This window comes from Frondihabitans sp. Leaf304 (assembly GCF_001423105.1).
Lineage (GTDB): Bacteria > Actinomycetota > Actinomycetes > Actinomycetales > Microbacteriaceae > Frondihabitans.
In genome coordinates this window covers 1-25,359 of sequence record NZ_LMNV01000005.1, presented here as the reverse complement: position 1 = coordinate 25,359, position 25,359 = coordinate 1, and the positions used below count along the sequence as shown (strand labels likewise).

20 protein-coding genes and 1 pseudogene are annotated in these 25,359 nt (G+C 68.2%); 18 read left to right on the top strand and 3 right to left on the bottom strand.

All coding sequences use genetic code 11. The features are described from left to right. Positions 1 to 53 precede the first annotated feature (53 nt). Positions 54 to 383 (top strand): PadR family transcriptional regulator, encoded by a 330-nt coding sequence (locus ASF54_RS16155; protein ID WP_157510195.1) that lies wholly within the window; start codon positions 54 to 56, stop codon positions 381 to 383. Positions 384 to 856: 473 nt separating this feature from the next. Here ASF54_RS16155 and ASF54_RS13495 read toward each other — a convergent pair whose 3' ends face one another. Next, positions 857 to 1,072, bottom strand: a complete 216-nt coding sequence (locus ASF54_RS13495; protein ID WP_055964162.1) for a hypothetical protein — start codon at positions 1,070 to 1,072, stop codon at positions 857 to 859. Between the two features lie 120 nt (positions 1,073 to 1,192). Here ASF54_RS13495 and ASF54_RS13490 point away from each other — a divergent pair, with 120 nt between their 5' ends. Further along, positions 1,193 to 1,648, top strand: coding sequence for a DUF6578 domain-containing protein (locus tag ASF54_RS13490; RefSeq protein ID WP_055964160.1), 456 nt, complete (start codon positions 1,193 to 1,195; stop codon positions 1,646 to 1,648). 50 nt (positions 1,649 to 1,698) lie between these two features. On the opposite strand, the gene ASF54_RS13485 is transcribed toward ASF54_RS13490, so the two are convergent. Then, a complete protein-coding gene (locus tag ASF54_RS13485; protein ID WP_055964157.1) occupies positions 1,699 to 2,721 on the bottom strand; it encodes an LLM class flavin-dependent oxidoreductase in 1,023 nt (340 codons plus the stop codon). 177 nt (positions 2,722 to 2,898) lie between these two features. Between ASF54_RS13485 and ASF54_RS13480 the strand changes: the two genes are divergently transcribed. The 5 genes from ASF54_RS13480 (at position 2,899) to ASF54_RS13460 (ending at position 10,120) form a co-directional block, all read left to right on the top strand. After that, on the top strand, positions 2,899 to 4,800 hold the full coding sequence (locus ASF54_RS13480; RefSeq protein WP_055964154.1) for an ABC transporter ATP-binding protein: 1,902 nt from the start codon (positions 2,899 to 2,901) through the stop codon (positions 4,798 to 4,800). 78 nt (positions 4,801 to 4,878) lie between these two features. Next, a complete protein-coding gene (locus ASF54_RS13475) occupies positions 4,879 to 6,093 on the top strand; it encodes an FAD-binding domain-containing protein (RefSeq protein WP_055964151.1) in 1,215 nt (404 codons plus the stop codon). A 124-nt stretch (positions 6,094 to 6,217) separates the two neighbouring features. Further along, positions 6,218 to 6,832 (top strand): PadR family transcriptional regulator, encoded by a 615-nt coding sequence (locus ASF54_RS13470; RefSeq protein ID WP_235481078.1) that lies wholly within the window; start codon positions 6,218 to 6,220, stop codon positions 6,830 to 6,832. A gap of 3 nt (positions 6,833 to 6,835) precedes the next feature. Beyond that, positions 6,836 to 8,620 carry an ABC1 kinase family protein gene (locus ASF54_RS13465; protein ID WP_055964148.1) on the top strand — a complete coding sequence of 595 codons (1,785 nt, stop codon included), beginning with the start codon at positions 6,836 to 6,838 and terminating at the stop codon, positions 8,618 to 8,620. 84 nt (positions 8,621 to 8,704) lie between these two features. After that, on the top strand, positions 8,705 to 10,120 hold the full coding sequence (locus ASF54_RS13460) for an MFS transporter (RefSeq protein ID WP_235481077.1): 1,416 nt from the start codon (positions 8,705 to 8,707) through the stop codon (positions 10,118 to 10,120). Between the two features lie 52 nt (positions 10,121 to 10,172). On the opposite strand, the gene ASF54_RS13455 is transcribed toward ASF54_RS13460, so the two are convergent. After that, on the bottom strand, positions 10,173 to 11,348 hold the full coding sequence (locus ASF54_RS13455) for an alcohol dehydrogenase catalytic domain-containing protein (RefSeq protein ID WP_055964143.1): 1,176 nt from the start codon (positions 11,346 to 11,348) through the stop codon (positions 10,173 to 10,175). A gap of 159 nt (positions 11,349 to 11,507) precedes the next feature. Here ASF54_RS13455 and ASF54_RS13450 point away from each other — a divergent pair. The 11 genes and pseudogenes from ASF54_RS13450 to ASF54_RS13400 all read left to right on the top strand — a co-directional run. Further along, positions 11,508 to 12,122, top strand: a pseudogene (locus ASF54_RS13450) (NmrA family protein); the annotation flags it as partial. A gap of 143 nt (positions 12,123 to 12,265) precedes the next feature. After that, the gene (locus ASF54_RS13445; RefSeq protein WP_084816291.1) at positions 12,266 to 13,075 is read left to right on the top strand and encodes a DUF1206 domain-containing protein; all 810 of its coding nucleotides are present in this window, start codon (positions 12,266 to 12,268) and stop codon (positions 13,073 to 13,075) included. A gap of 102 nt (positions 13,076 to 13,177) precedes the next feature. After that, positions 13,178 to 14,575 (top strand): hypothetical protein, encoded by a 1,398-nt coding sequence (locus ASF54_RS13440; RefSeq protein WP_055964140.1) that lies wholly within the window; start codon positions 13,178 to 13,180, stop codon positions 14,573 to 14,575. A gap of 237 nt (positions 14,576 to 14,812) precedes the next feature. Continuing rightward, positions 14,813 to 15,517, top strand: a complete 705-nt coding sequence (locus ASF54_RS13435) for a GAF and ANTAR domain-containing protein (protein ID WP_055964137.1) — start codon at positions 14,813 to 14,815, stop codon at positions 15,515 to 15,517. A gap of 20 nt (positions 15,518 to 15,537) precedes the next feature. Next, positions 15,538 to 16,284, top strand: a complete 747-nt coding sequence (locus ASF54_RS13430) for a GAF and ANTAR domain-containing protein (RefSeq protein WP_055964134.1) — start codon at positions 15,538 to 15,540, stop codon at positions 16,282 to 16,284. After that, the gene (locus ASF54_RS13425; protein WP_055964131.1) at positions 16,281 to 16,955 is read left to right on the top strand and encodes a hypothetical protein; all 675 of its coding nucleotides are present in this window, start codon (positions 16,281 to 16,283) and stop codon (positions 16,953 to 16,955) included. The genes ASF54_RS13430 and ASF54_RS13425 overlap by 4 nt, the downstream gene beginning before the upstream one ends. A gap of 213 nt (positions 16,956 to 17,168) precedes the next feature. After that, the gene (locus tag ASF54_RS13420; RefSeq protein WP_157510193.1) at positions 17,169 to 18,404 is read left to right on the top strand and encodes a sensor histidine kinase; all 1,236 of its coding nucleotides are present in this window, start codon (positions 17,169 to 17,171) and stop codon (positions 18,402 to 18,404) included. Beyond that, the gene (locus ASF54_RS13415; protein WP_055964125.1) at positions 18,401 to 19,462 is read left to right on the top strand and encodes a hypothetical protein; all 1,062 of its coding nucleotides are present in this window, start codon (positions 18,401 to 18,403) and stop codon (positions 19,460 to 19,462) included. The genes ASF54_RS13420 and ASF54_RS13415 overlap by 4 nt, the downstream gene beginning before the upstream one ends. A gap of 37 nt (positions 19,463 to 19,499) precedes the next feature. After that, on the top strand, positions 19,500 to 21,125 hold the full coding sequence (locus ASF54_RS13410) for a CDP-glycerol glycerophosphotransferase family protein (RefSeq protein WP_055964122.1): 1,626 nt from the start codon (positions 19,500 to 19,502) through the stop codon (positions 21,123 to 21,125). 62 nt (positions 21,126 to 21,187) lie between these two features. Next, positions 21,188 to 23,698, top strand: a complete 2,511-nt coding sequence (locus ASF54_RS13405; protein WP_055964116.1) for a glycosyltransferase — start codon at positions 21,188 to 21,190, stop codon at positions 23,696 to 23,698. A 140-nt stretch (positions 23,699 to 23,838) separates the two neighbouring features. After that, a complete protein-coding gene (locus tag ASF54_RS13400; protein WP_055964113.1) occupies positions 23,839 to 25,071 on the top strand; it encodes an FAD-dependent monooxygenase in 1,233 nt (410 codons plus the stop codon). Positions 25,072 to 25,359 lie beyond the last annotated feature (288 nt).

Genomic DNA, 25,359 nt, shown 5'->3' with positions numbered 1-25,359 from the left:
CGACCAGAAATCGGCCTCTTGTCATAGTCAGTTGATCTGCATATAGTCGCATCATGAGCTCAGAGATGCGGGAACCGACGTTCGTCATTCTGTCGTCGCTCGCGAGTGGGTCTCGCCATGGTTACGGGATCATCACCGACGTAGCGGCCCTGAGTTCTGGTGCACTTCGTCTCCAGGCGGGGACGCTTTATGCCGCCCTCGATCGCCTTCGGGTCGATGGCCTCGTCGAAGTGTCGTCCGAAGACATCGTTCAAGGGCGGCTGAGGCGGTCGTTCAGTCTTACGAGTCTCGGCCGAACGCGACTGGCCGAAGCGGCTCATCGTCGACAACAAGGCGCCGAGATTGCTCTGCGCCGGCTCAATGGAGGGGTGGTTGGGGCATGAAAGAACTCGAACGGCAGTACCGAGCCAGCATGCGCTGGTACTCGGCCCGGTGGCGTCGCGTCCACGGCGAGGCTCTGCTTCAAACGCTCCTGGAAGGAGCTGAGGTCGAGGATCGTTCGCGGCCAACGAGGTCGGAGCAGCGCAATCTCGCCGCGACGGGTTTGCGCCAGCGATTTAGTGCCGTCATTCCGTACGTATTTTTCACTGTTGCGTTCATAGCGGGATGCGCTCTGCTGACAGCATGGCGAGCCGGCTTTCAGAGCACCCTCGTGGTGACTGTTCCGGGGCTGGGCTATCCCATCCTGAGTAGCTTGTGGCTCGGGGCCGCAGGCGCGGGCTTGTTTGTCATCAGTGGCGGCTTCGGCGGGCTCTTGCTTCGACGCAATCACCGAGCGTTGACCCTAGGAGTGATCAGCGATGACTAGGTGTTTCGTGCCGCAGCGAATCCGCCGCGGCGCCTCTTGCTCCTGCTCCTAGGGGAGCTTGCGCGACTCCGATTCACTCTCGATGAACGCGAGAGGAACGGTGAAGATGTACATCGTGATTGCGCCTCCACCCTTGAGTGGGAAAGTCAGAGGGAGTTGTCCACGCCACACTGAACGGCGTTTAAGGGCTTCCTTCTCGAAGTCGCGACGACTGTAGGTGTCGGGGAGCTCGAAGCGGTCGGTGCCGTAGAGGAGTGTGGCCATGGACCGAACCTACCGAGACGGCGAGATGTGGGTGGGGGAGGGGTGATTCGGGACCACCGGGATCCTGAGCTCCTGTGCGGAGTGTGTTGCGACCGAGGCCCGACCTGCGAGCATGGCCCCATGCTCGTGTGGTTCAGTGACTGGCAGCTCGCCGAGGAGCGGCTCCACATTACGGTCGGCGACGACGTCGAGTGGGAGCTCTACCCGGCCGACGCGGCGTGGGTGACTCGCCTGTTCGGTGATCGCCTCGCGGTCGAGTGGGAGTTCGACACTGATGGCGATGCGGTCGAGCAGCCGTCGCGGCGGGTTCGTGGTGCGGTGGTGGATGTTCGCCGTGTCCGGTGCGTCCTGGTCCACGACAGCGACGGTCTCGGGCCTCGTCCGGGTGCGGCGGTCATGAGCCCGGTGCTCGACACGTCGGGCTCATGGAAAGCGGACACCATGGCGCCGGTGGAGGCGGATCCTGCTCTTGCTGGTCTCGACACCGGGTGGCGGTCATACTCGAGCATTTACGGCAGCGGAGATGTCGAGTTCCCGTTCGGCTATGTCGTCACCCTCGCGGTCGACGACGAGTGAGTCTCGATGCTGCAGGATCCGGGACGGCGAGCGTCTCAGACGACATCTGACTAGGCAGCGGCGGGCGCCCAGCCGAGCTCCGGGCCCAGGTGTTCGGCGAGATCGGTGAGGATCTGCGCGTAGTCGTCGGGCTCGAGCGCGAAGGGCAGCGCGAACGCGACCTCGTCGACGGCCTGATAGGCCGGATCGGCGTGTAGCGTGTCGGCGATCTCGGCGGAGGTGCCGACGATATCGGCCGCGAAGAGCAACTTGCCCGGGCCCTGGGGCACCCCCACGCGACCCGCTCGCGATTCGGCGTACGCGGCGTAGCGGGCCCGTTGCTCCGGCGTCGCCGAGTCGGTCGGCACCACGACGAGGCCCTGCGAGACGCGGGCGGATGCGGAATGCTGATGGGCGTCTCGGTAGGCGTCGATCTGAGCGCGCTGGTTGACGGCGAAGTCGGTGCCCTGATCGGCGCGAGTCACGCTCGACGCCAGCAGGTGGAAGCCGTTCTCACCCGCCCACACCGCCGACCGGGTGCTGCCGACGCCGCACCAGAGGCGATCGACGAGGCCGGGGGAGTGGGGCTGCACGATGTCGCTGAACTCTTCGATGCCGCGTCGTTCCGGCGCCGGGTTGACGACGTCACCCCGCACCAGGTCGCGCAAGCGAAGGAGGCGATCGTAGCCGAGGTCTTCGTGGTCGGCGGTGTCGGGGTAGATCGCGTCGCGGTACAGGTCGAAGTTCATCGGGGTTCCCGCCGAGAAGCCGGGGTTCAGTCGGCCGCCCAGCAGCACGTCGACGGTGCCCAGGTCTTCGGCGAGGCGGAACGGGTTCTCTGCTCCGATCGGCGTAACTGCGGTACCGAGCTCGATGCGGCTCGTCCGCTGCGACGCGGCGGCCATGATCGCGACCGGCGACGAGATACCCGGCTGCAGATGCCGATGGCGGAGCCACGCACTGTCGAAGCCGAGATGCTCGCCGCGCTCGATCACGCGCAGGGTGTCTTCGTGGCCGGCGGCCGGAGACGCGGGGTCGAACGACCCGATCGTGAGGAAGCCGAGACGTTGGAGAGGGGAACCGTGGACGGGCATGCCCTCAGTCTCGCAGGGACGCCGAGATGCGGGACTCGGTTGCCCCCGTCCCTCCCGTTCGCAGCGCGCACACGCTCACGGCACGGCGCGCGGTGGGTTAGTCTCGGCCTGCTCCCGGCTGCACCACCGCCACGTGCACCGACCAGGCTGGGCCGGGGGTCGACGGAAGGAATCGCAATGAGCATGGAGTCCGCGGCCTGGAGCTCGCTCTACAAGATCTCGTCCGCCCGAGACGGAAAGCACGGTATTTCGCGTGCCTCTGTGCGTCGGATCCTGACGTTCTCGGTGCCCTACCGGGCCAAGCTGATCGTCTTCATCCTCCTGTCGGTCGTGGGAGCGTTCCTCGCGGTAGCGACGCCGGTGCTCGCCGGCAGGGTCGTCGACGTCATCGTCGCCAACGGCGCGATCGCCACGATCGTCTGGCTCGCGATCGGCATCGCCGGGGTGGCCCTGGCCGATGCCGGTGTGTCGCTCGTGACGCGCTGGTATTCGGCACGCATCGGGGAGGGTGTGATCCTGGATCTCCGCACGGCGGTCTTCAACCACGTGCAGAAGATGCCGATCGCGTTCTTCACCCGCACCCGGACGGGCGCCCTCGTGAGCCGCCTCAACAACGACGTGATCGGGGCGCAGCAGGCCTTCAGTGGCACGCTGTCGGGCGTGGTCACGAACGTCGTGGCGCTGATCCTCACCCTGATCGTCATGCTCAGCACCTCCTGGATCGTGACCGTCCTCGCCGTGGTCATGCTGCCGATCTTCCTGATTCCCGCGCGCCGGATGGGCAGTCGCCTCGCCGCGCTGCGCCGTGAGGCCGCCGACCACAACGCCGCCATGAGTACGCAGATGACCGAACGTTTCTCGGCCCCCGGCGCCACCCTCGTCAAGCTGTTCGGCCGGCCCGACGACGAGGCCGAGGAGTTCCGCGTGCGTGCCGCCCGCGTGCGCGACATCGGGGTGCGGGCCGCGATGCTGCAGTTCGTCTTCGTGACCGCCCTGACGCTCGTCTCCGCTCTCGCCCTCGCGCTCGTGTACGGGCTCGGCGGTTTCCTGGCTCTCCGCGGCCAGCTCAACACCGGCGACGTGGTCACCCTGGCGCTCCTCCTCACCCGCCTCTACGTTCCGTTGACCGGCCTCGCGAGCGCCCGAGTCGAGATCATGAGCGCGGTGGTCAGCTTCGAGCGCGTCTTCGAGGTGCTGGATCTCGAACCGCTCATCCAGGAAAATCCCGACGCCGCCGCCGTTCCCGACGGGCCGGTTGCCGTCGAGTTCGACGACGTCCGCTTCGCCTACCCGTCGGCGGACAAGGTGTCGCTCGCCTCCCTCGAGGAGGTCTCCACGCTCGACACCCGCGGCGGCGACGAGGTGCTGCACGGCATCTCCTTCCGGATCGAACCGGGGCAGACAGTCGCGCTCGTCGGGACGTCCGGTGCCGGAAAGTCGACCATCGCGCAGCTTCTCTCTCGCCTCTACGACGTCGACAGCGGCGCCGTGCGCCTGTCGGGAACGGATGTCCGCGACGTCAGCTTCGCGTCCATGCGGCACACCCTCGGCATGGTGACGCAGGACGGCCACCTGTTCCACGAGACCATCCTCTCCAACCTCCGCCTGGCGAGGCCGGAGGCGACCGACGACGAGGTGTGGGACGCCGTCCGACGAGCACGGCTCGAACCGCTCATCCGGTCGTTGCCCGACCAGCTCGACACCATGGTGGGGGAGCGCGGCTACCGGCTTTCCGGGGGTGAGCGTCAGCGGATGACGATCGCGAGACTCCTGCTCGCCCAGCCGCGCGTCGTCATCCTCGACGAGGCGACGGCGGCCCTGGATTCGACGTCGGAGGCCGCCGTGCAGGCGGCGCTCAGCGAGGCGCTCGAGGGACGGACCGCCATGGTGATCGCACACCGCCTCTCCACGATCCGGAGCGCGGACACGATCCTGGTGATCGAGGACGGATCGATCGTGGAGCGCGGCACGCACGAGGAACTGCTGGCCATGGGTGGGCGGTACGAAGAACTCCACCGGACCCAGTTCGCGGTGCAGAAGAACGTCGCGGCAGACGAGGAAGCGTTGAGCCCGAGCTAGTCGAGTCGCGACACCGGCGCTCGCCAAATCCGTCCCCTTTGTCGGCCTTTGCAGCGTCGCGGGGCGCACGATGGAGCAGTGTTCATCCCCACCCGATCCGCCGGCCTCGACGCGCTCGAAGAGTTCGTCCCCCGCGCGGGCTCCGACTACGCCCGCAACCGCAATCACGACCTCGGGGTGTCGAGGGACAACGTCTCAGAGCTGTCGCCCTACGTGCGCCATCGACTGGTGACCGAGCACGAGGTCGTCGCCGCCGTCCTCGAACGACACAGCCTCCGCAGCGCCGACAAGTTCGTGCAGGAGGTGTTCTGGCGCACCTACTGGAAGGGCTGGCTGGAACAGAACCCCGAGGTGTGGCGTCGCTATCGCCGCGACGTGGGGGAGTTCGCGACCGGCGATCTCCCGGAGGCCTACCGCGACGCCGTAGCCGGGCGCACCGGCATCGACGCAATGGACGTCTGGGCGCACGAGCTCATCGACACCGGCTACCTGCACAACCACACGCGGATGTGGTTCGCCAGCATCTGGATCTTCACCCTCGGCCTGCCCTGGCAGCTCGGAGCCGACTTCTTCTACCGGCACCTGCTCGACGGAGACGCGGCGTCGAACACGCTTTCATGGCGGTGGGTCGCCGGCCTGCAGACCAAGGGCAAGACCTACCTCGCATCGGCCTCCAACATCGCGCAGTACACGGAGGGGCGCTTCTCGCCTACCGGACTCGCGAGCGAGGCCCGAGCGCTCGCCGAGGATCCCCTCCCGCCCCGGGCGGCGATCGAGTCGAACGACGTCGTGGGGCAGCTCGGAGATCGCATCGGCCTGCTGCTGCACGAGGAAGACCTCGAGGCCGGCAGCCTGCTCGCGGAGCAGCCCGGGCTCGCCGATCGGCTGGTGGCGACTGCCGCCGTCGCCGACTCGGGAGAGCGATCTCCGTTCGAGGCATCGGAGGCCGTGGCGGCGTTTACGGCGACGGCGCTCGACGATGCAGCGGCCCGCACTCTCGACGCCGGCGCACGCCCGGCACGGATCCTCGCCGACACGCTCCCCTCGACCGTCCTGCGCTGGGCGGAGTCCGAACAGCTCGACACCGTGGTCGTCCCCTTCGCACCGGTCGGCCCCGTCCACGAGAGGCTCGAGAAGTTGCGCCCGATCCTCGCTTCGGAAGGGGTCGCCCTCGTCAGCGTCCGCCGTCGGTGGGACAGCCTGGCGTGGCCGCACGCGTCGCGCGGGTTCTTCCCGTTCCGAGAGCAGATTCCGACGCTGGTTCGTCAGCTGGGTGTTGCGCCCTCGCTGTGACCAGAGAGACGGCAGGATCCGCCGGCTAGGCCCGAACGCTTGAGGACGAGTCAGACGAGACACGCCGTCCAGGGCCGAGATGTATCGTCAAGATCCGCCATGCGTCCTGAAGGGACACCCTGTTATGCGCTCGTCGTCTTCGCCCGGTTTCGATCTGCGGGGTGCCGTCGAAGGTCTCCGGCAGACCTTCGCTTCCCCCTCCATGGCGGACGCGAGCCCCGACGTCCGAGAAGGCGACGGAGAAGGCGGCGACATTCGGGCGGCCATTCTCCGCGAACTCAGCGAGGAGTCGATGCACGGCTACCAGATCATCCGCGCCATCGAAGCCCGATCCGGCGGTGCGTGGAAACCGACCCCCGGTACGGTCTACCCGACTCTGCAGGTGCTCGACGATGAAGGACTGGTCTCGGCCGCGCAGGTCGGCGAACGCAAGGTCTATTCGCTGACCGACACGGGGCGCTTCGCCGCTGCTGCTGCCGACTCTGCTGCCGCTGCCTCTGCTGCTGCCGACTCTGCCAACGGCGGCTCCGCCTACGCCGCCTCCGGCTCACCGAAGGCACCGCAGCAACCGTGGGGTCAGGGTGTGCACGGAGCTCTCGCTCTCACGAAGTCCGCCGCGAAACTGGCCCAGGTGATGACGCTGGTCGCCCAGACCGGCACGCCGCGTCAGACCGAGCGGGCCGTCGCCGTCGTGGATGAGGCGCGCCGCAAGCTCTACGCGATCCTCGCCGAGGAGTAGGGCATGCCGCAGGCCAGTGGCACGCCCGCCGCGCCGCAGACCAGCCGAGCCTCCCGGAAGCGCTACCGCAAGATCGTGCGGTTCGCCTGGATCTTCCTCGCGCAGGCCTGGTGGTACGAGCTCTTCCTCCCGCGCATCGGTCTTCGGCGGTTCGCCGCGCGAGGTCGAACCGCGAGGCTGCAGTTTCTCGCCCAGCGCTTTCGCGTGCTGGCGGTCGACCTCGGCGGCCTGATGATCAAGGTCGGGCAGTTCCTCTCGGCGCGACTCGACATCCTCCCGCCGGAGGTCACGAACGAACTGCAGGGATTGCAAGACGAGGTGGCTGCGGAGCCCTTCGACAAGATCCGCGAACAGACCGTCGCCGAGCTGGGCATGCCGCTCGAGTCGGCCTACGCCTTCTTCGACCCGACTCCGATAGCCGCGGCATCCCTCGGTCAGGCGCACCGGGCGCGGCTGTCGCCAGCGCTCGCGGCCGACCTGGGATTCGAGAACGTCATCGTCAAGATCCAGCGACCCGGCATCGACGAGATCGTCGCCGTCGACCTGGCCGCCCTGCGCCGCATCGGCGGCTGGCTCTCGCACGTGAGCCTCGTGTCGAAGCGCGCCGACGCCCCCGCACTCGTCGAGGAATTTGCCGTGACGAGTCTGGAAGAGATCAACTACCTGCACGAGGCAGCGAACGCCGAGCGCTTCACCGCCGACTTCGCCGGAGACCCCGTGGTCGAGGCGCCGGTGGTGGTGTGGGAACGCAGCTCGCTGAGAGCGCTGACCCTCTCCGACGTCTCGGCGATCAAGATCACCGATGTCGAGGCCCTCAAGAGAGCGGGAATCGATCCGTCGGTTGTCGCCGACGAGTTGGCACGCGTCACCTTCCAGCAGATCTTCGTCGCCGGGTTCTTCCACGCCGACCCTCACCCGGGCAACATCTTCGTCACCCCGGTCGCCGCAGTCGCCGCAGGATCCAGCAGCGCAGGATCCGAGACGGCAAGATCCGAGACGGCAAGATCCGCGACGGCAAGATCCGACACCGGTGCCGGCGTGAAGTGGCATCTGACCTACGTCGACTTCGGCATGATGGGCGAGATCTCCGACCCGCTCCGCGCCGGCCTGCGAAACTTCATCCTCGCCGCCGTCGGACGCGACAGCCGAGCCCTGGTCGCGTCGCTGGGCGAACTCGGCGTGCTGCTGTCGACGGCTGACACCGACGAACTGGAACGGGCCATGTCGGCGCTGTTCGATCGCTTCGGCGGCTTGGGCATTGCAGAGCTCCAGACCATCGATCCGCGCGAGCTGGAGGCGTTCGGGCGGCAGTTCGGGGAGACGATCCGCGTCCTCCCGTTCCAGCTGCCGGAGAGCTTCCTGCTCCTGATCCGCACCATCTCGCTCGTCTCGGGAGTGACGAGCGCCCTCGATCGCGACTTCAACATGTGGGACGCCGTCGACCCCTTCGCTCGCACCATCCTCAGCACTAATGGCCGCGATGCTCTTCGCGATCTGCCCCAGCAGGCGCTGGCCTACGGCACCACTCTCGCTCGGCTACCGAGGAGGATGGACGAGCTCGCGACCCGGATCGAGCGCGGTCAACTCGCCGTCCGGACACCCGAGGTCGACCGCCGTCTTCGGTCGGTCGAACGCTCCGTCAACCGACTCGGCTCGGCAATCGTCTTCGCGGCCCTCCTCGTCGGCGGCGTCTTCCTGCGGTCGACCGACGAGGTGCTCGGCACAGTTCTCATGGCGACGGCGGCGGTACCTCTGCTGCATCTCGTCTTCACGCTGCGGAGGCGCTAGCTCACGGTCTCGAACACGGCACACGAGTCGTCCCCTGCCCAGGGTTTCGATCCCCGACGTTGGCGGGCGCTGTTCGTCATGCTCATGGGCCAGTTCGCCGCGCTGCTCGACGTCAGCGTCACGAACGTGGCCCTCCCGTCGATCGGACGCTCGACGGGCGCCGGGCCGGCGGAGCTCCAGTGGATCGTCAGCGGGTACATCCTCGCGTTCGGCCTCATGCCCGTCATCGGCGGACGGCTCGGCGACACCCGAGGGCGGCGCCGCATGTTCATCATCGGAGTCTCGGGCTTCGTGCTCGCCAGCGCCTGCGTGGGCCTCGCTCCCGTGCCGCTCGTGATCATCGCCGCCCGGGTCGTGCAAGGGCTCTTCGGAGGCATCATCGGGCCCCAGGTGTCCGGTTACATCCAGAACGCGTTCCCGAAATCCGAGCGCGGCCGGGCGTTCGGCGGTCTCGGGCTCTCGGTCGGCGTCGGCACAGCTCTCGGACCCGTCATCGGCGGCCTCCTGATCGCTCTCGGTGGCTCCGACTTCGGGTGGCGACTCGTGTTCTTCATCAACGTGCCGATCGGCATCGTCGCGGTGATCCTGGCGCGTCGATGGGTGCCGAAACAGGAGCCCAAAGGATCCGGGTCGGGCCGGCTCGACATCGCCGGTGCGGTGCTCCTCGGCGCAGCACTGTTCTTCGTCCTGTTCCCGATCGTCGAGGTCAACGAGGTGCACAGCGGCTGGGTGTTCGTGGTCTTCATCCCCGCGGCGGTCTTCCTCGTCCTGTTCCTCCGCCGCGAGTCGCGGCTCACGCGCGAGGCAGCGTCGCCGCTCCTGAACCTGCAGCTCTTCCGCGTTCCTACCTTCGTGACCGGGGTCGCCTTCGCTGTGGTGTTCTTCTGCAGCAACACCGGGATCCCTCTCATCCTGTCGCTCTACTATCAGAACGGCCTCGGCTTCACTGCCCTGCAATCGGGCCTCGGCGTGTCAGCGCTGGCGCTCGGCTCCGTGCTCGGGGCCCCCGTCGCGGGCCGACTCGTGCCCCGGATCGGGCGCCCGCTCGTCGTCGGCGCGGTGTCGGTGTTCTTCGCCGGCACGATCGTGATCGGTGTCGTGATCCAGGGCGAGCCCGACCTCACCGACCCGGCCACCGTGATCCTGCGTCTCGCGGTTCCTCTGTTCGTGCTCGGAATCGCCGGTGGCGCCATCGTCACCCCGAACCAGACGCTCTCCCTGATGGACGTCGATCCGCGCATGGGCGGGGCCGCGGGCGGTGTGCTGCAGACCGCTCAGCGGATCGGGTCGGCTACCGGGCAGACCGTCCTCGGCACGGTGTTCTTCGCCCTGCTCGGCTCGGCTGTCGCCTCCCGGACCGAGGGCATGCCGGCATCCGAGGTAGGTACCTTCGCCGATGCGCTCAGTCTTGCTCTGATCGTCTCGCTGGTGTTCTCCGGCGCGGCGCTCACGCTCGGGCTCGTCGACCTGCGACGCAAGGCAACACACCACCGGCCCTAGCAAGTGCTCGCTAGGGCCGGTGTCACAGCACTGTTAGTGGTTGGCGACCAGGTCAGGGCTTGAGGACGACCTTGATGCAGCCGTCGCCCTTCGTCTTGAAGAGGTCGTACATCTCGGCGGCCTGCTCGAGCGGCACGGGGTGCGTCACGAGGTCTTCGGTGCCGAGGGGATCCGCAGGATCCTCGACCAGTGGCATGAGGGTTTCCGTCCACTTCTGAACGTTGCACTGCCCCATGCGGAGGCTGATCTGCTTATCGAACAGGTTCAGGAACGGGGTCGGGTCGGCGGTGCCGCCGTAGACACCGCTGAGCGACACCGTGCCACCGCGGCGGACGACATCGAACGCGAGGTGCATGGCGCCGAGGCTGTCGATGCCCGCCTTCTGCATGACGGCCTGGCCGACAGCGTCGGGAAGAACGCCGGCCATCTTCTGGAACAGCCCCACCGCACCGTGCTCGTGGGCTTCCATTCCGACGGCGTCGAGGACGGAGTCGGGGCCCCGGTCGTCGGTCATCTTCTTGATGATCGCCGAGACGTCGTCGGTGAGATCGAGCGTCTCGACACCGTGGCGCTCGGCCATGGTGCGGCGCTCGGGAACGGGGTCGACGGCGATCACTCGGTAGCCCTTGTGGACGCCGATGCGGCTGGCGAACTGGCCGACCGGTCCGAGACCGAGAACGACGAGCGTGCCGCCGTCGGGAACTTCGGCGTACTCGACGCCCTGCCAGGCGGTCGGAAGGATGTCGCTGAGGAACAGGTACCGCTCGTCGGGCAGGGTCGCGCCGACGGTGATGAGGTTGAAGTCGGCACGCTGAATGCGAAGCTGCTCAGCCTGTCCGCCCGGGGTCTGGCCGTAGAGCTTCGAGAAGCCGTAGAGGGTGGCGCCGGAGTCGTACTCGGTGACCTGAGTGGTCTCGCACTGCGAGAACAGGCCGCGGTCGCACATGAAGCAGTGACCGCAGGCGATGACGAATGGGACGACGACGCGGTCGCCGACCTTGATGCGCGAGACCTCGGTTCCGACGGCGGTGACGACGCCCATCGTCTCGTGGCCGAGGACGTCGCCCTTGTCGAGGTAGGGGCCGAGGGCGTCGTACAGGTGCAGGTCACTGCCGCAGATTGCTGCCGAGGTGACTCGGATGACGGCGTCGGTGGGCTCGATGATGGTGGGATCGGGGACTTCTTCGACAGACACCTTGGTGACGGCCTGGTACGTGAGAGCTCTCATTCTTCAGGTCTACTCGGTCTTTGGTTGGCGGCCTCGGAGACTCGGAAAAGACGACCCCGGCCTGAGGGAGGAGTGATTGCTCTTCCTTGAGTCGGATCGTACATTCGACGCTCACGAGTGAGCCTTGTCAGGTAGGCATGAGTCTGACCGAACGATCCCGCCGCCGGAGTGCCGCGTTTCATCCCGTCCGACTATTCGGCCGACTACCGCTCGATCGCCCCCGGCAGTAACCGCAACTTCGAGATCCGTCGTGAATTCGCGGCCGAGGTCGACGCGGCGCCAATCCAGGCGACATCGATCCTCAACGGGATGTTCACCGACCTCATCGCCAGCGAGGCGCCGATGATCCTCTTCGACCGTCGACGGGTCCTCTTCTGGTCGTCCGCCGACCAGATTCTCGACTTCACGACCAAAGACGATGTCGCCCGGGTCACCGCCCTGGCAGCTCTCGACGACACGGCGCCCCGCGTCATCGAGATCGCCGGAGCCCAGGTGACGGCCCGCGACATCGCCCGCACGCTGACCGAGCTCACCGGCACGCCGTTCAAGCTGCAGTGGGCCGGCACGACCGGAACTCTGTCTGTCATGAGCAAGGTCGTCAAGCGCCTGTCCAAGAACCCCGACGAGACGTTCCCGGCCTGGCAGGGGATGCAGTACTTCGTCAGCATGTTCAGCGGCCACGCGCAGTTGCTGCACGTCGACAACGACCGCTACGGCACCCACACCTGGACGACCGTCCGCGACGTCCTCGAGGAGCACCTCGCCGGCGCCTAAGTCGTGCGCCGAGATCGCAGTTGCGGTCGGGTGCACCCGACTACAAGTGCGATCTCGGCACGGATGAGGCCAAAGGGCGCGAGCATGGTGCCGTCATGGCCCAGAATTGCCCCACGACGCACCACCAGCTATCGGAGAACGCCATGACCAGCCCCAGTGAGATCCGCTCCGCCGCCGGGAAGGTCGGCGACAGCCACGCCCTCGAAGTGCTCGCACGCGCCGGATTCGCCGCCAGCGGCCTCGTCCACCTCCTTCTCGGATACCTCGCGATCCGCGTCGCCCTGCACCAGGGCGGTAAGTCCGACCAGTCGGGCGCCCTCGCTCAGGTCGCCAAGCTCCCCGGTGGCACGATCATCCTGTGGCTGACGGTCGTCGGCCTGTTCGCGCTGGGGCTATGGCTGGTGATCCAGGCGGTGCTCGGAATCGGCTCGTCGTCGAAGAAGCGCTGGGTGCGCAGCCTGGTCTCCGCTTCGAAGGCGGCAGCCTACGTAGCCCTCGGATTGACGGCGGCACAGACCGCTCTCGGCAGCGCTACGAGCTCCACCAGCACGTCCACCAATGCCAGCGCATCGATTCTCACGCTGCCGGGTGGTCGGATCCTTCTGATCGTCGTCGGCCTGATCGCCATCGGCGTGGGCGCCTACTTCGTGGCGAAGGGATCGAGGCGGAAGTTCCTGGATGACATCGCCCTGCCGTCGGGAAGCACGGGTCGTGCCATCACCGGCCTCGGGATTCTCGGCTACGTGGCGAAAGGCGTCGCCGTCTTCGTCGTCGGAATTCTCTTCATCGTCGCTGCCGCCACGCTCGACCCGCAGAAGGCCTCCGGTCTCGACGGCGCGCTGAAGGCGCTGGCCGCTTTGCCTTTCGGGCAGGTGATTCTGATCGCCGTCGGGGTGGGGCTCATCTGCTACGGGGTGTACAGCTTCGCCCGGGCACGCTTTGCGCGTCTGTAGCCGCGCGCTGAGCGGATTCGTTTCTGCCAGGCCAGCTAGCTCGCTTAATGAGAAGACTTATCGATAAGCTCTGAGAATCATTCTTGACTAGAAAAGATTCCCATGAGATCTCCCTCCCTCACCCGCATCCAGGCGGCGACCGTCGGCCTCGCGCTGCTCGTCGGCGCGGCCGTTAGCGCGCCCCTGCCAGCCACGGCGGCCACCGCGGCCACGGCAGCCCCCACCCGAGCAACCCACACCGCAGCAGCCCACACCACCTCGGCCGGCCACGACTGGCTCGTCGCCGCCGACCCCGCGGCACACGCGGTCTACGTCGTCGACCCCGGGACGGGACGACGCACGGGCAGCCTCAAGGGCATCGAATTCGGCACGCACGCCGGCACTGTGCAGCTCGGGCACGGGCGCATCGCCTTCATGGACGAGTCGAAGCCCCAGCTCGAGGTGGTGAGCATCTCGGCCACGGGGCGTCCGTCGGTCGTGGCGAGCTATCGGATCCTGAATAAGGATGGGCGGTGGGAGCGCGCGGGCTGGCTCGCGGCTGACCCGTCACGCCGGTACATCGCCGTCGGCTCCGACTTCGACGGGTCGACGAAGCAGCAGGTCAGCGTTATCGACCTCGCGAAGAAGGGGGTCGAGACGGCGCGGATCACGACCAGTGAGGTCAAGCTGGCGACGACGGGGGAGACCGGCACCGAAGAGATGGAGACGTTCCTGGTCGGGTCGCCGCTCCGGCTCGTCGTGACCGCGGGGGGTCGGTTCGATTCGTACTCGGTGTCGAGGATCCTGAAGGGAGATTCGACCCCGCCGGTCACCGCGACGACGGCGCTCGGCGCGTATCCGCACGGCCCGATCGTCAGTGCGGACGGCCGCGTGATCGGCTCCACCCTGCACGACGGATTCGAGACGGTGCCGGTGACCAAGCGCGGCTTCGGGCGCTCGACGAGCACCCCCTACCCGCAGGTCGCGGTGCAGAGCTACCGCCCGCGCATGGCTCCCGACGGCACGACGGCGGTCGGAACGCAGGCTCAGTCGGCGCCGACATCGACGCAGCCGGCTGCCGATATCGGGGCGCTGCTGGCCTCCTCGTCGACCCGCACCTCGCGCGTCGCGACCGTCTCGCTCGGCACCGGAGTCGCCACGCGGGCGGCCGTCGCGAAGGGCTTCGCGGCCGCGGTCGTCACCCACGACGGCACCGACACGCTCACTCTCGTCAGCAGGGGCCGAGACGGGCTCTTCACCGGCGCGAAGAAGAGCGTTGTTCTGCCCACTCTCGGTCAGACCACCGACACCGGGTCGCAGGCACGCTTTCTCGCGGCGACCGACGATGGCTCGCAGCTCTTCGTGACGCGCGCCGGCACGGGAACGGTCGTCGAGATCGACCTCGTGCGCGGGGTGCCGAGGGTGCGCGGTGCCGTCGCCCTTCCTTCGGCGCTCGCCGATGGCGGCTACCTCACCACGGTGGACTCGGGGCAGGCGCCGTTCGACCTCAGCGGCCGATGAGCTGACGCCGCTCGGCCGCATCGCAGTCTCGCGGCCGATGCTTCGCACGGGCACGCTTCGCGCGACTAGCCGCGCGCGTTCGACTCCAAGCGACCGAGCAGGCGCCCACCACGGCTAAGGTGAGGCACGGCCGGCACCTAGGCCCAGCGCTCCGTGACCCGATCACCGGATGAACGCAGGCTCCTGGAGGCCCCATGACGACGCACCGACTCGTGCCAGCGGGGCCTTGGTGCGCCTGTGGCTGAGCGGCTCGACTTCTCGGATGCGGCTCTCGCTCTGGCGCAGGCGTTCGAACCGGATTCCGACCTCTGCGGCCCGTTCGTAGCGGCAATCGGTGTGACCGGTGCGGCCGTGTCGACCCTGGGCGACCCTCTCGGCTCCGAGATCATCTGCGTCACGGACGACTCGGCCGCCCAGTGGGACGAGATCCAGATCGACCTCGGCGAGGGGCCCTGCTGGGAGGCGCTCTCGACCCGCCTTCCCGTCTTCGAGCCCGACCTGCAGCACTCGTCGGAAACCTCGTGGCCTCTGGCGCGGCAGGCTCTTTACGAGACAGGGCTGGCAGCGGTGTTCGCCTTTCCGCTGGTCGTCGCCGGCATCAACGTCGGGGCCATCGACCTCTACTCGCGCGTCTCGGGGGCGATGAGCTCGCGGCAGGTGGCCGACGCGGGTCTGCTGTCGACGATCCTCGCCCGGCAGGTTCTGCGCCGTTCCCTTCGGGCACTGGAAAGCGAGGACGAGGATGCTGGAGGTGGCGGGGGCGACTACTCCCGCCGTGAAGTGCACCAGGCGACCGGAATGGTGCTCGCTCAGATGGGCATCACTCCGGTCGATGCACTCCTCGTTCTTCAGGGCCACGCCTTCGCCAGCGGCCGCCCGGTCCGCGACGTCGCCGCCGATGTCGTTGCCCGCAGACTTGACTTCACCGCCTTCGACAATTGATTCCAGGATTTGAGGAAACCGTGTCCGATTCTCGCGAGACCCTTCTCGTTCGCACCTTCGTGACCGTCGCAGACTCCCTGGTGGCCGACTACGACATCATCGACCTGCTGCAGACCCTCGTCGATCGCTGTACGGATCTCTTCGACGCATCCGCGGCCGGCATCATCCTCGGCCCAGACGACCGACACCTCGAAGTGATCGTCTCGACGGGCGAGGCGAGCCGCAGCATCGGCCTCATGCAGCTCCGGGCCGGCGAGGGGCCCTGCGTCGAAGCGGTGACGAGCGGTCGGGTGGTGTCGGTGTCGAGCAGGGCTGAGATGCACGACCGGTGGCCCACGTTCGCCGACGCGGCATCCGAGTCGGGCTACGTCTCGGTGCACGCGATCCCGCTCCGCCTCCGCGGAGAGACGATCGGATCGCTGAACCTCTTCCGCGACCTCGAGGGCGCCCTCAACGAGTCCGATGCCACCGCGGCTCAGGCCCTGGCCGATGTCGCGACGATCAGCGTCCTGCAGGAGAGGGTCATCCGCGACAGCACCCTGGTCCGCGAGCAGCTCCAGAGAGCCCTCGACAGCAGGGTCGTCATCGAGCAGGCCAAGGGTGTCATCTCGCACACCCATCAGCTCGACATGGACTCCGCCTACCGGTTGATCCGCTACCACTCCCGGTCCAGCCAGACGTCGCTGTCTGCCGTGGCCGCCGGCGTTATCGATGGCAGCGTGAAGATCGAGCTGCCGACACCGCCGCGCGGAGCGAGCACGCCGTGAGCCGGGCGGCCGGGTCGGAGCGCGCGCGACGCGGAGCCGGGATCGCGCTCGCACTGCAGGCGGTCGTGCTGGTCGTGGTGGCGGGAGCCCAGGATCCTGCGCTCCGCCCGGTCACGGCAACCCTCGGGGGCAACACGGCCCAGCTCGTCTCGCGGGTCGACGTCGGCATCGCGTTCGCCGTGGTGGTCGCCCTCCTCGCGCTCGCGAGGTTTCTGCCGCCGAGGTGGGCAGCGTGGGTCGACCCGCTGCTGACCACCCCCATCGCGGTGTTCGTGGTCGCCGAGCTCAACGGCGTGAGAGACGTCGGGGCGCTCGTCGGCATCTATGCGCTCGCGTCGGCCGGGGTGCTGTTCAGGATGGTCCATGCGGTCAGCGCCCGCGAGAGGGCCGGAGCTGAAGCAGGTGCCGGCAGTGGCACGGGGTCGCGTCGGGCGCTCGGCTACGGCGCGGCGGTCGGAATCGTGCCCTGGGGCATCGTGGCGTTCCATCAGGTTGGGGCGGGAATCGTCGGGAGCCCGGTCGGCGTCACGATCGTGCTGATCACGCTGCTGGCTCTGGCGAGTGCGATCGGGGAGTTCGTCGCCGTGTGGCGGGGGTCCGCGATCGTGGCGACGAGTGTGCGCATCGTCGGTCTGTCGGCCGTGGCGTGGGTGGTCGTCGCGGCGGTCTGAGTCGGCCGCGGTCGTCCACCGATCGGAGGTGGGCAGGGGTCGCGGTGCGCCGCGAAGTGGGGGCGCGATGCCCCTAAGTGGGTTCGTGCGCCGGCGAGACGCAGCATTTACGGTTGAGCAACTTAGCCGGGGAGGCGGGTCTTGATCGTGACGGGCAATCCAGTACACAGAGGAATCAGCGTGATTTCGTCCTCTGTCGTTTCGCGATGGCCGGTGCCCCGGGTTTCCGCTTCGGGCCGGATCGTCGATGCCGGAATGCGTCGGTTCGATCGTCTCTTCGACCTGATTGTCGGCGGGTTCGGCGTGCTCTACTCGCTGCAGACCGCCGATTCGTTCGTCGCCGATGCCCCGTCGTTGGCGGATCCGCTCGGCGGCGTCGTCATGTCGATGGTCGGCCTCGCCATCCTGGCGGGGCTCGGCCCTCTCGTCGTGCCGGCCCGCGCCAGGCTGTTCTTTCTGCTCGGTGCGGCGGTCTACGCGGGTGCGCTGCTGCTGTGGGCGGCTACGTTGACACCGCCGGTGTCGACCGATCCCATGCCCTGGTTGATCGCCCTGTCGCCGGTCGGTGCGGCGTACCTTGCGCGGGGCGCCCGCTCCCGTGTCGTGCCGATGGTGTTCGCGTTCGTCGTCAGTGCTCTAGCGAGCATCGGTCTCAGGATCCGCGGCGACGTCGCTCTCTCCGATGTCGCTGTGGACGGCCTGTTCATGGTCGGCCTCTCCCTCGTCTTGGTGTTGCTGCTCGGGACCGTCCGCCACCGGGTCGTGGCCGCCGCGAACAGGCAGCAGCTGGCGGTCGACACCTTCGCGGCGTCGCAGCTCGAAGATGCGACCGAGCACGAGCGCAACCGAACCGACGCGCTGCTCCACGACGCCGTGCTGACCACGTTCCTCTCTGCGGCTTCGGCGGGCGACCCCGAATCGGAAGACCTCGCGTCGCGAATGGCGGCGAACTCGTTGCGCGTGCTGATGCACGTCAACGCGGTCGGCCGCAACGAGCAGGTCCTGCCGTTCGGGCAGGTGCTCGCCCAGCGATGCGAGCAACTCGGCATCTGGCTGAGCCATTTCGACCAGGATCTGACCGCGGTGGAGGTCGTGATGCTGCCCCCGGAGGTCGCTCACGCTCTCGTGGGCGTGCTGGCGCACTCGCTCGCCAATAGCGTGCAGCATGCCGAGGGAGCCACTCGTCGAACCCTTCGGGGCCACCCGCTGGGATCCGACGGCATTCGACTCATCGTCGAAGACGACGGGTGCGGCTTCGACCCTGGCGCGATCGGGCTTCAGGGCGGTGGGCGCGGGAATGAGTCGGCTCGAGAGCTTCGAGCCCTGGAGGGGCGCGTCGATGTCGAGTCGGCCCCGGGAGCCGGGACCCGCATCGTCTTGAGCTGGGGTTCGGTGGCCATCGTCGGCACCGACCTCTATACCGAAGAAGAACGACGGGTGCTTCCATGATCAACGTCCCGAGGTGGCTGACTCTCGGCCTGGTCACGAGTTTCGCGCTGTTCGCGATCGTCTTCGGTCTCGTGGTCGTGGTGTCAAAGCCCGAGGTGGTGCAGCCGGCGATCGGACTCGCGCTCTTCGCGACCGCGTTCACCATGTGCGTCTTCGCGCCACAGAACGCCGCTCCGTCTCACCGCCGTGCCGGCTTCATCGCGATCGTCGGGCTCCTGCTTCCCGTTCTCGGGAGCGCCGCCCTGAACCCGTCGACGGACTCGTTCTCGAACGGCGCCTGGTACGTCAGCGGCGTCGTGTGTCTGGTCGTGGAGTTGCTGTTGCGTCACCGCCAGAGACTCGCCTGGCTGGTTCTGGCTGGGCTCGTCGTGCAGACCCTCGTCTGGGCCGGCCCGTGGGGTCTTCTGCACTTCGGAATCATCGCCACGATCTTGATGGTGGCCGTCGTCACCGTCTCGGCGTGGGCTATCGGGGTGACCGGCGCGGAGATCTCCCGGCACGTCGAATCGGAGCGCCAAGCGGCGACGTGGCGCGCCGCACAGGAGGCCTTCCACGCCGAACGCCAGGTGCGCCTCGGCACCACCGCGCTGGTCGCCGCACCGATGCTCCGGGCCATCAGCGACAAGCGCGGTCGACTCAGCGCGGAAGACAGGGCGGAGTGCCGGCTGCTCGAACAGACCATTCGAGACGAGATCCGCGGACGTCAGCTGCTGAGCCGCGAGATCCGCGAGCAGGTCATGCTCCATCGACGACGCGGGGCCGTGGTCCAGGTGAACGACGACGGCGGCCTCGACGACCTCGATCCCGTCGATCTGGAGCGTCTGCTCGGGCAGGTCGCCGCGGCGATCACAGGGCTGACCTCGGATCGGATCATCATTCGCACGGCGCCGGCCGATTCACCCACCGCGATCACCGTGGCGGCCATGTCGGTCGACCCCGTGGCCGTCGCGCTCGGCCTCGACGGCGAAGACGACCAGGTCGATCTCTGGCTCGAGCTGCCGCGGGCTGTGGCCCCCGAGTCGACCCTTCACGACGCCGTCAGCATCACGACGCCCTGATAAGCCCGAGGGTCGAAAGCAGTAGTCTCGACCTGCCATGGCCACCCCCACCCTGACCTCGCTTCGTCGCACGGCACACCGGGCGATGGAGGTCGAGTCGCGCGCCTTCTCGCAGCGGCGTCCGGTCGATCGGCGAGTGGTCTTCTTCGAGTCGTTCGACGGTAACGGCGCTCTCTGCAACCCCGAGGCGATCTTCCGAACACTGGTCAAGGATCCCGGCTTCGCCGACCTCCGCTTCGTCTGGTCTCTCCGGCCCGGGCACGATCACGACCTGGTCCTCACCGAGTTCGGAGGCGACGCCCGGGTTCGGTTCGTCGAGCCCGGCTCGGAGGCGTACGCCCGAGCCGTGTCGACGGCGGGCTACCTCGTCACGAACTCCACCTTTCCGCGCTGGTTCAGCCGTCGAGACGGCCAAGTCGTGCTGAACACCTGGCACGGGACGCCGCTGAAGAAGATGGGCTTCGACATCGACGACCAGCCCGCCCGGGTCGCCAACGTGCTGCGCACCTTCCTGCACTCCGACTATCTGCTCTCCAGCGGCGACTACATGACCAACACCCTGTATCGGCAGGCGCACCGGCTCGACGGGCTGTTCGACGGGCGGGTTCTGCAGCTCGGGCTGCCCCGGGTCGACGCCCAGTTCGCCGACACGGGGGAGCGCCAGGAGACGATCGCGGCCCTCCGGGACGCCGGCCTCGACCTCGACGGACGCCGGCTGGTGCTGTTCGCACCGACATGGAAGGGCACGTCGTTCGTGCGCCCCGACGATCCCCGGATCCTTGTCGACCAGGCCCGCGAACTGCAAGACCTGCTCGGTGACGACTACCGGGTCGCACTCAAGGCGCATCAGGTGGTGCACGACAGCGTGAGCGAGCGAGCGGGCACCGGTCTGCTCGTGCCGAACGACCTGCCGACCAACCGCGTGCTCGCGGTCACCGACCACCTCGTCACCGACTATTCGAGCGTCTTCTTCGACTTTCTGACGACGGGTCGGCCCCTGCATTTCTTCGTGCCCGATATCGGTGACTACGGCGACTATCGGGGCCTGTATCTCGAGCCGTCGACCTGGCCCGGCCGCGTCACGACCACCCTGGCCGAGCTGGCCGACTCGGTTCGGGCTCCGCTCGACGAGGCGGGTGTCGAACGACTCGCGGCGGCACGGCGACGATTCACCGGCGACGACGACGGGCGCGCAACGGCACGGGTCGTTGACGCGGTGTTCCGCGGTGTCGTCGACCCCGACCGGTCGCGAGCTCTGAACGAGTCGACCGCACGTCGCGTGCTCCTCGTCGCCGGTGGCCCGACCGATCGTTGGGATCCCGCCGTCGTCGACCGCGAGATCGCCACGATCGACCTCGACACGACCGACCTGACCGTGCTCGTCTCCGATTCGCGTAAGCGGGAGTTCATCGCGTGGCAGAAAAGCCAGGACCGAAGGATCCGTGTCGTCGTGCGGCAGGGCGGCCTCGAGGGCTCGAAGTTCTGGTCATTCGCCGCTCGCGTCACCGGCCGGCGTCCGCCGTCGCAGTGGCGCGCCGAATTGCGGCGCCTCTTCGGCCGCAGCCGTTTCGACGCGGTCGTGGTCGCCACCCGGCACCCCTTCTGGGTGGCTCTCAGCGAGACCGCCAAGGCTGACGTCCGGCCCGGCTCGGCGCGTTCTTAGGCGTTTCTCTGCCAGTTCACGGTCTAATGCTCCGGGGGCAGTGATCCCCGCGAGGAGATCCCATGAACGTGCCGTCCGTACTGAACCGCACCGCCCGCATCGGGCTGAAGGCCGCCCGGATGGAGGCGCTCGCGCGATTTCGGCGTGACACGATCCGCGACGACACCGTGCTCTACGAGGCGTTCGCGGGCACCGGCCTGCTCTGCAACCCCGAGGCGCTTTTCCGCGAGCTGCTCGATGCACCCGACTTCGCGCACCTGAAGCACGTCTGGGTGCTCGACCGAGCGCACATCGACGACGAGGCCACGCTGCGCGAATTTCGCCGCGATCCTCGCGTGCGTTTCGTCCTCCGCGAGTCGCTCGCCTACCTCCGCGCCGTGTCGACCAGCAGGTACCTGATCAACAACGCGACGTTCCCGCAGTGGTTCTCGAAACGGCCCGGTCAGGTCTACCTGAACACGTGGCACGGCACCCCGCTCAAGGCGATGGGCTTCGACATGCCGGGTGGGGCACGGCAGTCAGGCAACACCCTCCGCAACTTCGTCGCCGCCGACTACCTACTCGCCCAGAACCCGTTCATGACCGAGACGATGTACGGCTCGGCCTACAAGCTCGACGGGTTCTTCCGGGGCCGGATCCTCGAGGAGGGCTACCCCCGGGTCGACCGCCAAGAGCTCACCGAGGCAGACCGGGTGCGCGTCGTCGACGAGCTGGTCTCGGCGGGCCTCGCCATCGGCCGCCGTCGCGTCGTGCTCTACGCGCCCACCTGGAGGGGCGAGTCGTTCGGCGACCCGTCCGACGACATCGACCTGCTGCTCGCCCGGGTCACCGACCTGCAGGCGAGGCTCGGCAGCGACTTCGTCGTTCTGCTCAAGACCCACCAGATCCTCGAGCGCTTCGTCGGCGGCAACCCGCAGCTCGCACGGGTGCTCGTGCCGGGGCGCATTCCGACCAACCGACTCCTCGGCGTCGTCGACACCCTCATCACCGACTACTCGTCGATCTTCTTCGACTTCCTGGCGACCGGTCGCCGCATAGTGTTCTTCGCCCCCGACGCGTCGTCGTACGGCGCCGATCGCGGCATGTACTTCGAGGCCGACGAGCTCCCCGGCCCGGTCTGCTCCGAGATCGTCGACGTCGCCCGGGTGATCACGGCCCAGGATCCGGCGGACCCCGAGCTCCGCACCGACGTCCGTGCCGCCTGGCAGGCCCGCTTCGTGCCACGCCCCGAGCACAGCGCCGCTCGAGTGGTCGACGTCGTGTTCCGAGATCGAACCGAGGGGTATCGGATCCTCGAGCTGTCGGCGTCCGCCTCGGCCTCGAACCGCACGTCGGTGCTGGTGCACGTCGGAGACCTCGCCTCGAACGGGATCACGTCGGCGGGACTCAACCTCCTGGCCGCACTGCCGACCGACCGCTACGACGTGAGCATCGCCTACACGGTGACCAAGTCGCCGCAGCAGGTGCACAACGCCGACGCGGTGGCGGGATCGGTGCGGCACTTCCGCCGCGAAGGCGGCATGAACGGCCCGAAAGCCCAGCAGTTGCGACGCCGGCTGCTCTACCGCCGCGGAGTCGCCGACGCGCACACGGCCGATGCCGGCCAGCAGACCCTCTGGGACGACGAGTGGACGCGGTGCTTCGGATCGTCGACCTTCGACTACGTCGTCGACTTCAGCGGCTACAGCCCCTTCTGGGCGACGCTGCTGCTGCACTCGCCCGACGCACCGCGCGCGATCTGGCTGCACAACGACCTCGCCGCCGAGGTGGGGCGCGAGGTTGCGGGCAAGCGACCGCTCGCCGTCAGCCTGCCGGCCCTCTTCGGCCTCTACCCGTCGTACGACTCGCTGGTGGCCGTGTCGCCGGCGCTCGCCGCGATCAACCAGCGGAAGCTCCCGCCCTCGGCTCTCGGGTCGCGCACCATCGACTCCGCGGTCAACCTCGTCGACGCCACGAGGATCCGTCGGCTCGCCCCCGCACCCGTCTTCGAGGGCGAGCCGCTGCCCGCTGACGGCGCAGTCCCCGAGTGGGTCGAGGCCCTGGGGCGCGACGACGACTCCGTCTGGCTCGTCACCGTCGGCCGCTACACGCGCGAGAAGAATCAGAAGCGGCTGCTCGCGGCGTTCGCGGCGGTGCGCTCGTCGTCCGAGAAGGGGTCGGCGCTCCGGCTGCTGCTCGTCGGGCACGGCCCGCTCGAGGCCGAGCTCGAGGCTGAGATCGAGCGGCTCGGGCTTCGCGGCGTCGCGTTTCTCACCGGTGCCCTGCGCAATCCGTTCTCGGTGCTGCGTGCAGCCGACTGCTTCGTGCTCTCGAGCGACTACGAGGGCCAGCCCATGGTGCTGCTCGAAGCGGCGACGCTCGGTCTGCCGATGGTGTCGACCGAATTCGGGTCGATCGCCGACGCGCTGCCCGAGGGAGTCATCCACGTGGTGCCCGCCTCGGTCGACGGCCTCGCCGAGGGGATTCGTGCGTTCCTGCGCGGCGAAGTGACCTCGCAGCCGTTCGACGTCGACGCCTACAACGCGATGGCGCTCGGGCAGTTCGGTGCTGCGGTCGGCTTCGCTCGGGTCTAGGGGCTCGGCGCCGTCTAGTCGCGTTTCGCAGGTCTAGTCGCGGTATTCCGCGACTAAACCCGCGAAACCCGACTAGGAGCGCGGGCCCCGGGCCAAAGTAGACGGCAGTCGCAAGAATGGACGTCGACGAAAGGCACCCCATGAGCCGTCCCACCGCCCTGATCTCCGGGGCCAGCATCGCAGGCCCCGCACTCGCGTTCTGGCTGAATCGCTACGGCTGGCAGACCACCGTCGTCGAGCGCGCGCCTGAGTTCCGCAGCGGCGGTCAAAACATCGACATTCGCGGCGCTGCCCGGGAGGTGCTCCGCCGAGCGGGGCTCGAAGAAGCCGTCCGAGCGGGCACGACCGGCGAGGTCGGAACGCGGTTCCTCGGCAAGGGCGGAGCGGTCGTCGCCGAGTTCCCGGTCAAGGCCAGCGACACCGAGGGGGCGACGGCCGAGCTCGAGATTCTCCGTGGTGACCTGTCGCGCATTTTCATCGAGGCCTCGAAAAGCGTCGACGGTGAGCCCGGCACGACCTACCTCTACGGTGACAGGATCGCCGAGCTCGACGACACGGGGTCGGCCGTCGACGTGGTGTTCGAGAGCGGTGCCCGCGGATCCTTCGATCTGGTGGTCGCGGCCGACGGCATCGGGTCGTCGACCCGCTCGCTGGTCTTCGGCGACGCCGTCGTCGATCCGATCGGCATGGAGATGACCTATCTCACGATTCCGCGCACCGACAGCGACACCCCGTGGTGGCGCTGGTACAACGAGCCGGACGGTCGGGCCGTCACCCTGCGGCCTGACCGGCACGGAACCACACGTGCAGTGCTGTCGTCGGTGATCTACGGCGATCCGTCGTCGGCGCGCGACAAGCGTCGAACCACCGAGCAGCAGAAGCAGCACCTGCGCGAACACTTCGCTGACATCGGCTGGGAGGCCCGGCGAGTGCTCGACGCCCTCGACGACGCCGATGACATCTACTTCGAGACGCTGGGCCAGGTGAAGGCGCCGTCGTGGACGAGGGGCCGTGTGGTGCTGACGGGAGACGCGGCGTGGTGCGCCTCGCCAGTGAGCGGCATGGGCACGAGCCTGTCGATCGTCGGTGCCTACGTTCTCGCCGGCGAGCTCGCCGCGCACGTCGATCACCGCGACGCCTTCGCCGGCTACGAGCGGATCATGCGGCCGTATGTCGAGCAGGCGCAGAAGCTGCCGCCGGGGGTTCCGCAGATCGCCAATCCACGCACCAGGGCCGGGCTGGCGGTGTTCCGCGCGGGCCTGCGGGTCGCGTCGAGTGGTGTGATCTCGGCGCTCGGCGGGCGGTTCTTCCGGCCGCCGTCCGACAAGATCGAGCTGCCCGACTACGCGCACCTCGAGGCTCGGGCGCGCTAGTCGAGCAGATGAGGTTCTGCGTCGCACGCCGGACAGCGGAAAAGCCCGCCGCACCCGAGGGTGAGGCGGGCCCTATCGGGCGCCCGGAGGAATCCGGTCTCCGGGCTGATCCCCCGCCGATGCGCCAGCGGGAGACTCCTGGCCGCCGAATGAAGGGGCGGGCTGGCAACTGACGAAGAGCCCGCCGCGGGGATGCGGCGGGCTCTACGTGGGAGGGGGTGTTACTCGGTGATCTGGGCGCTGATGGTGGCGACTCCGACGAGGAGGTCGGCCTTGACGGCGTCGGTC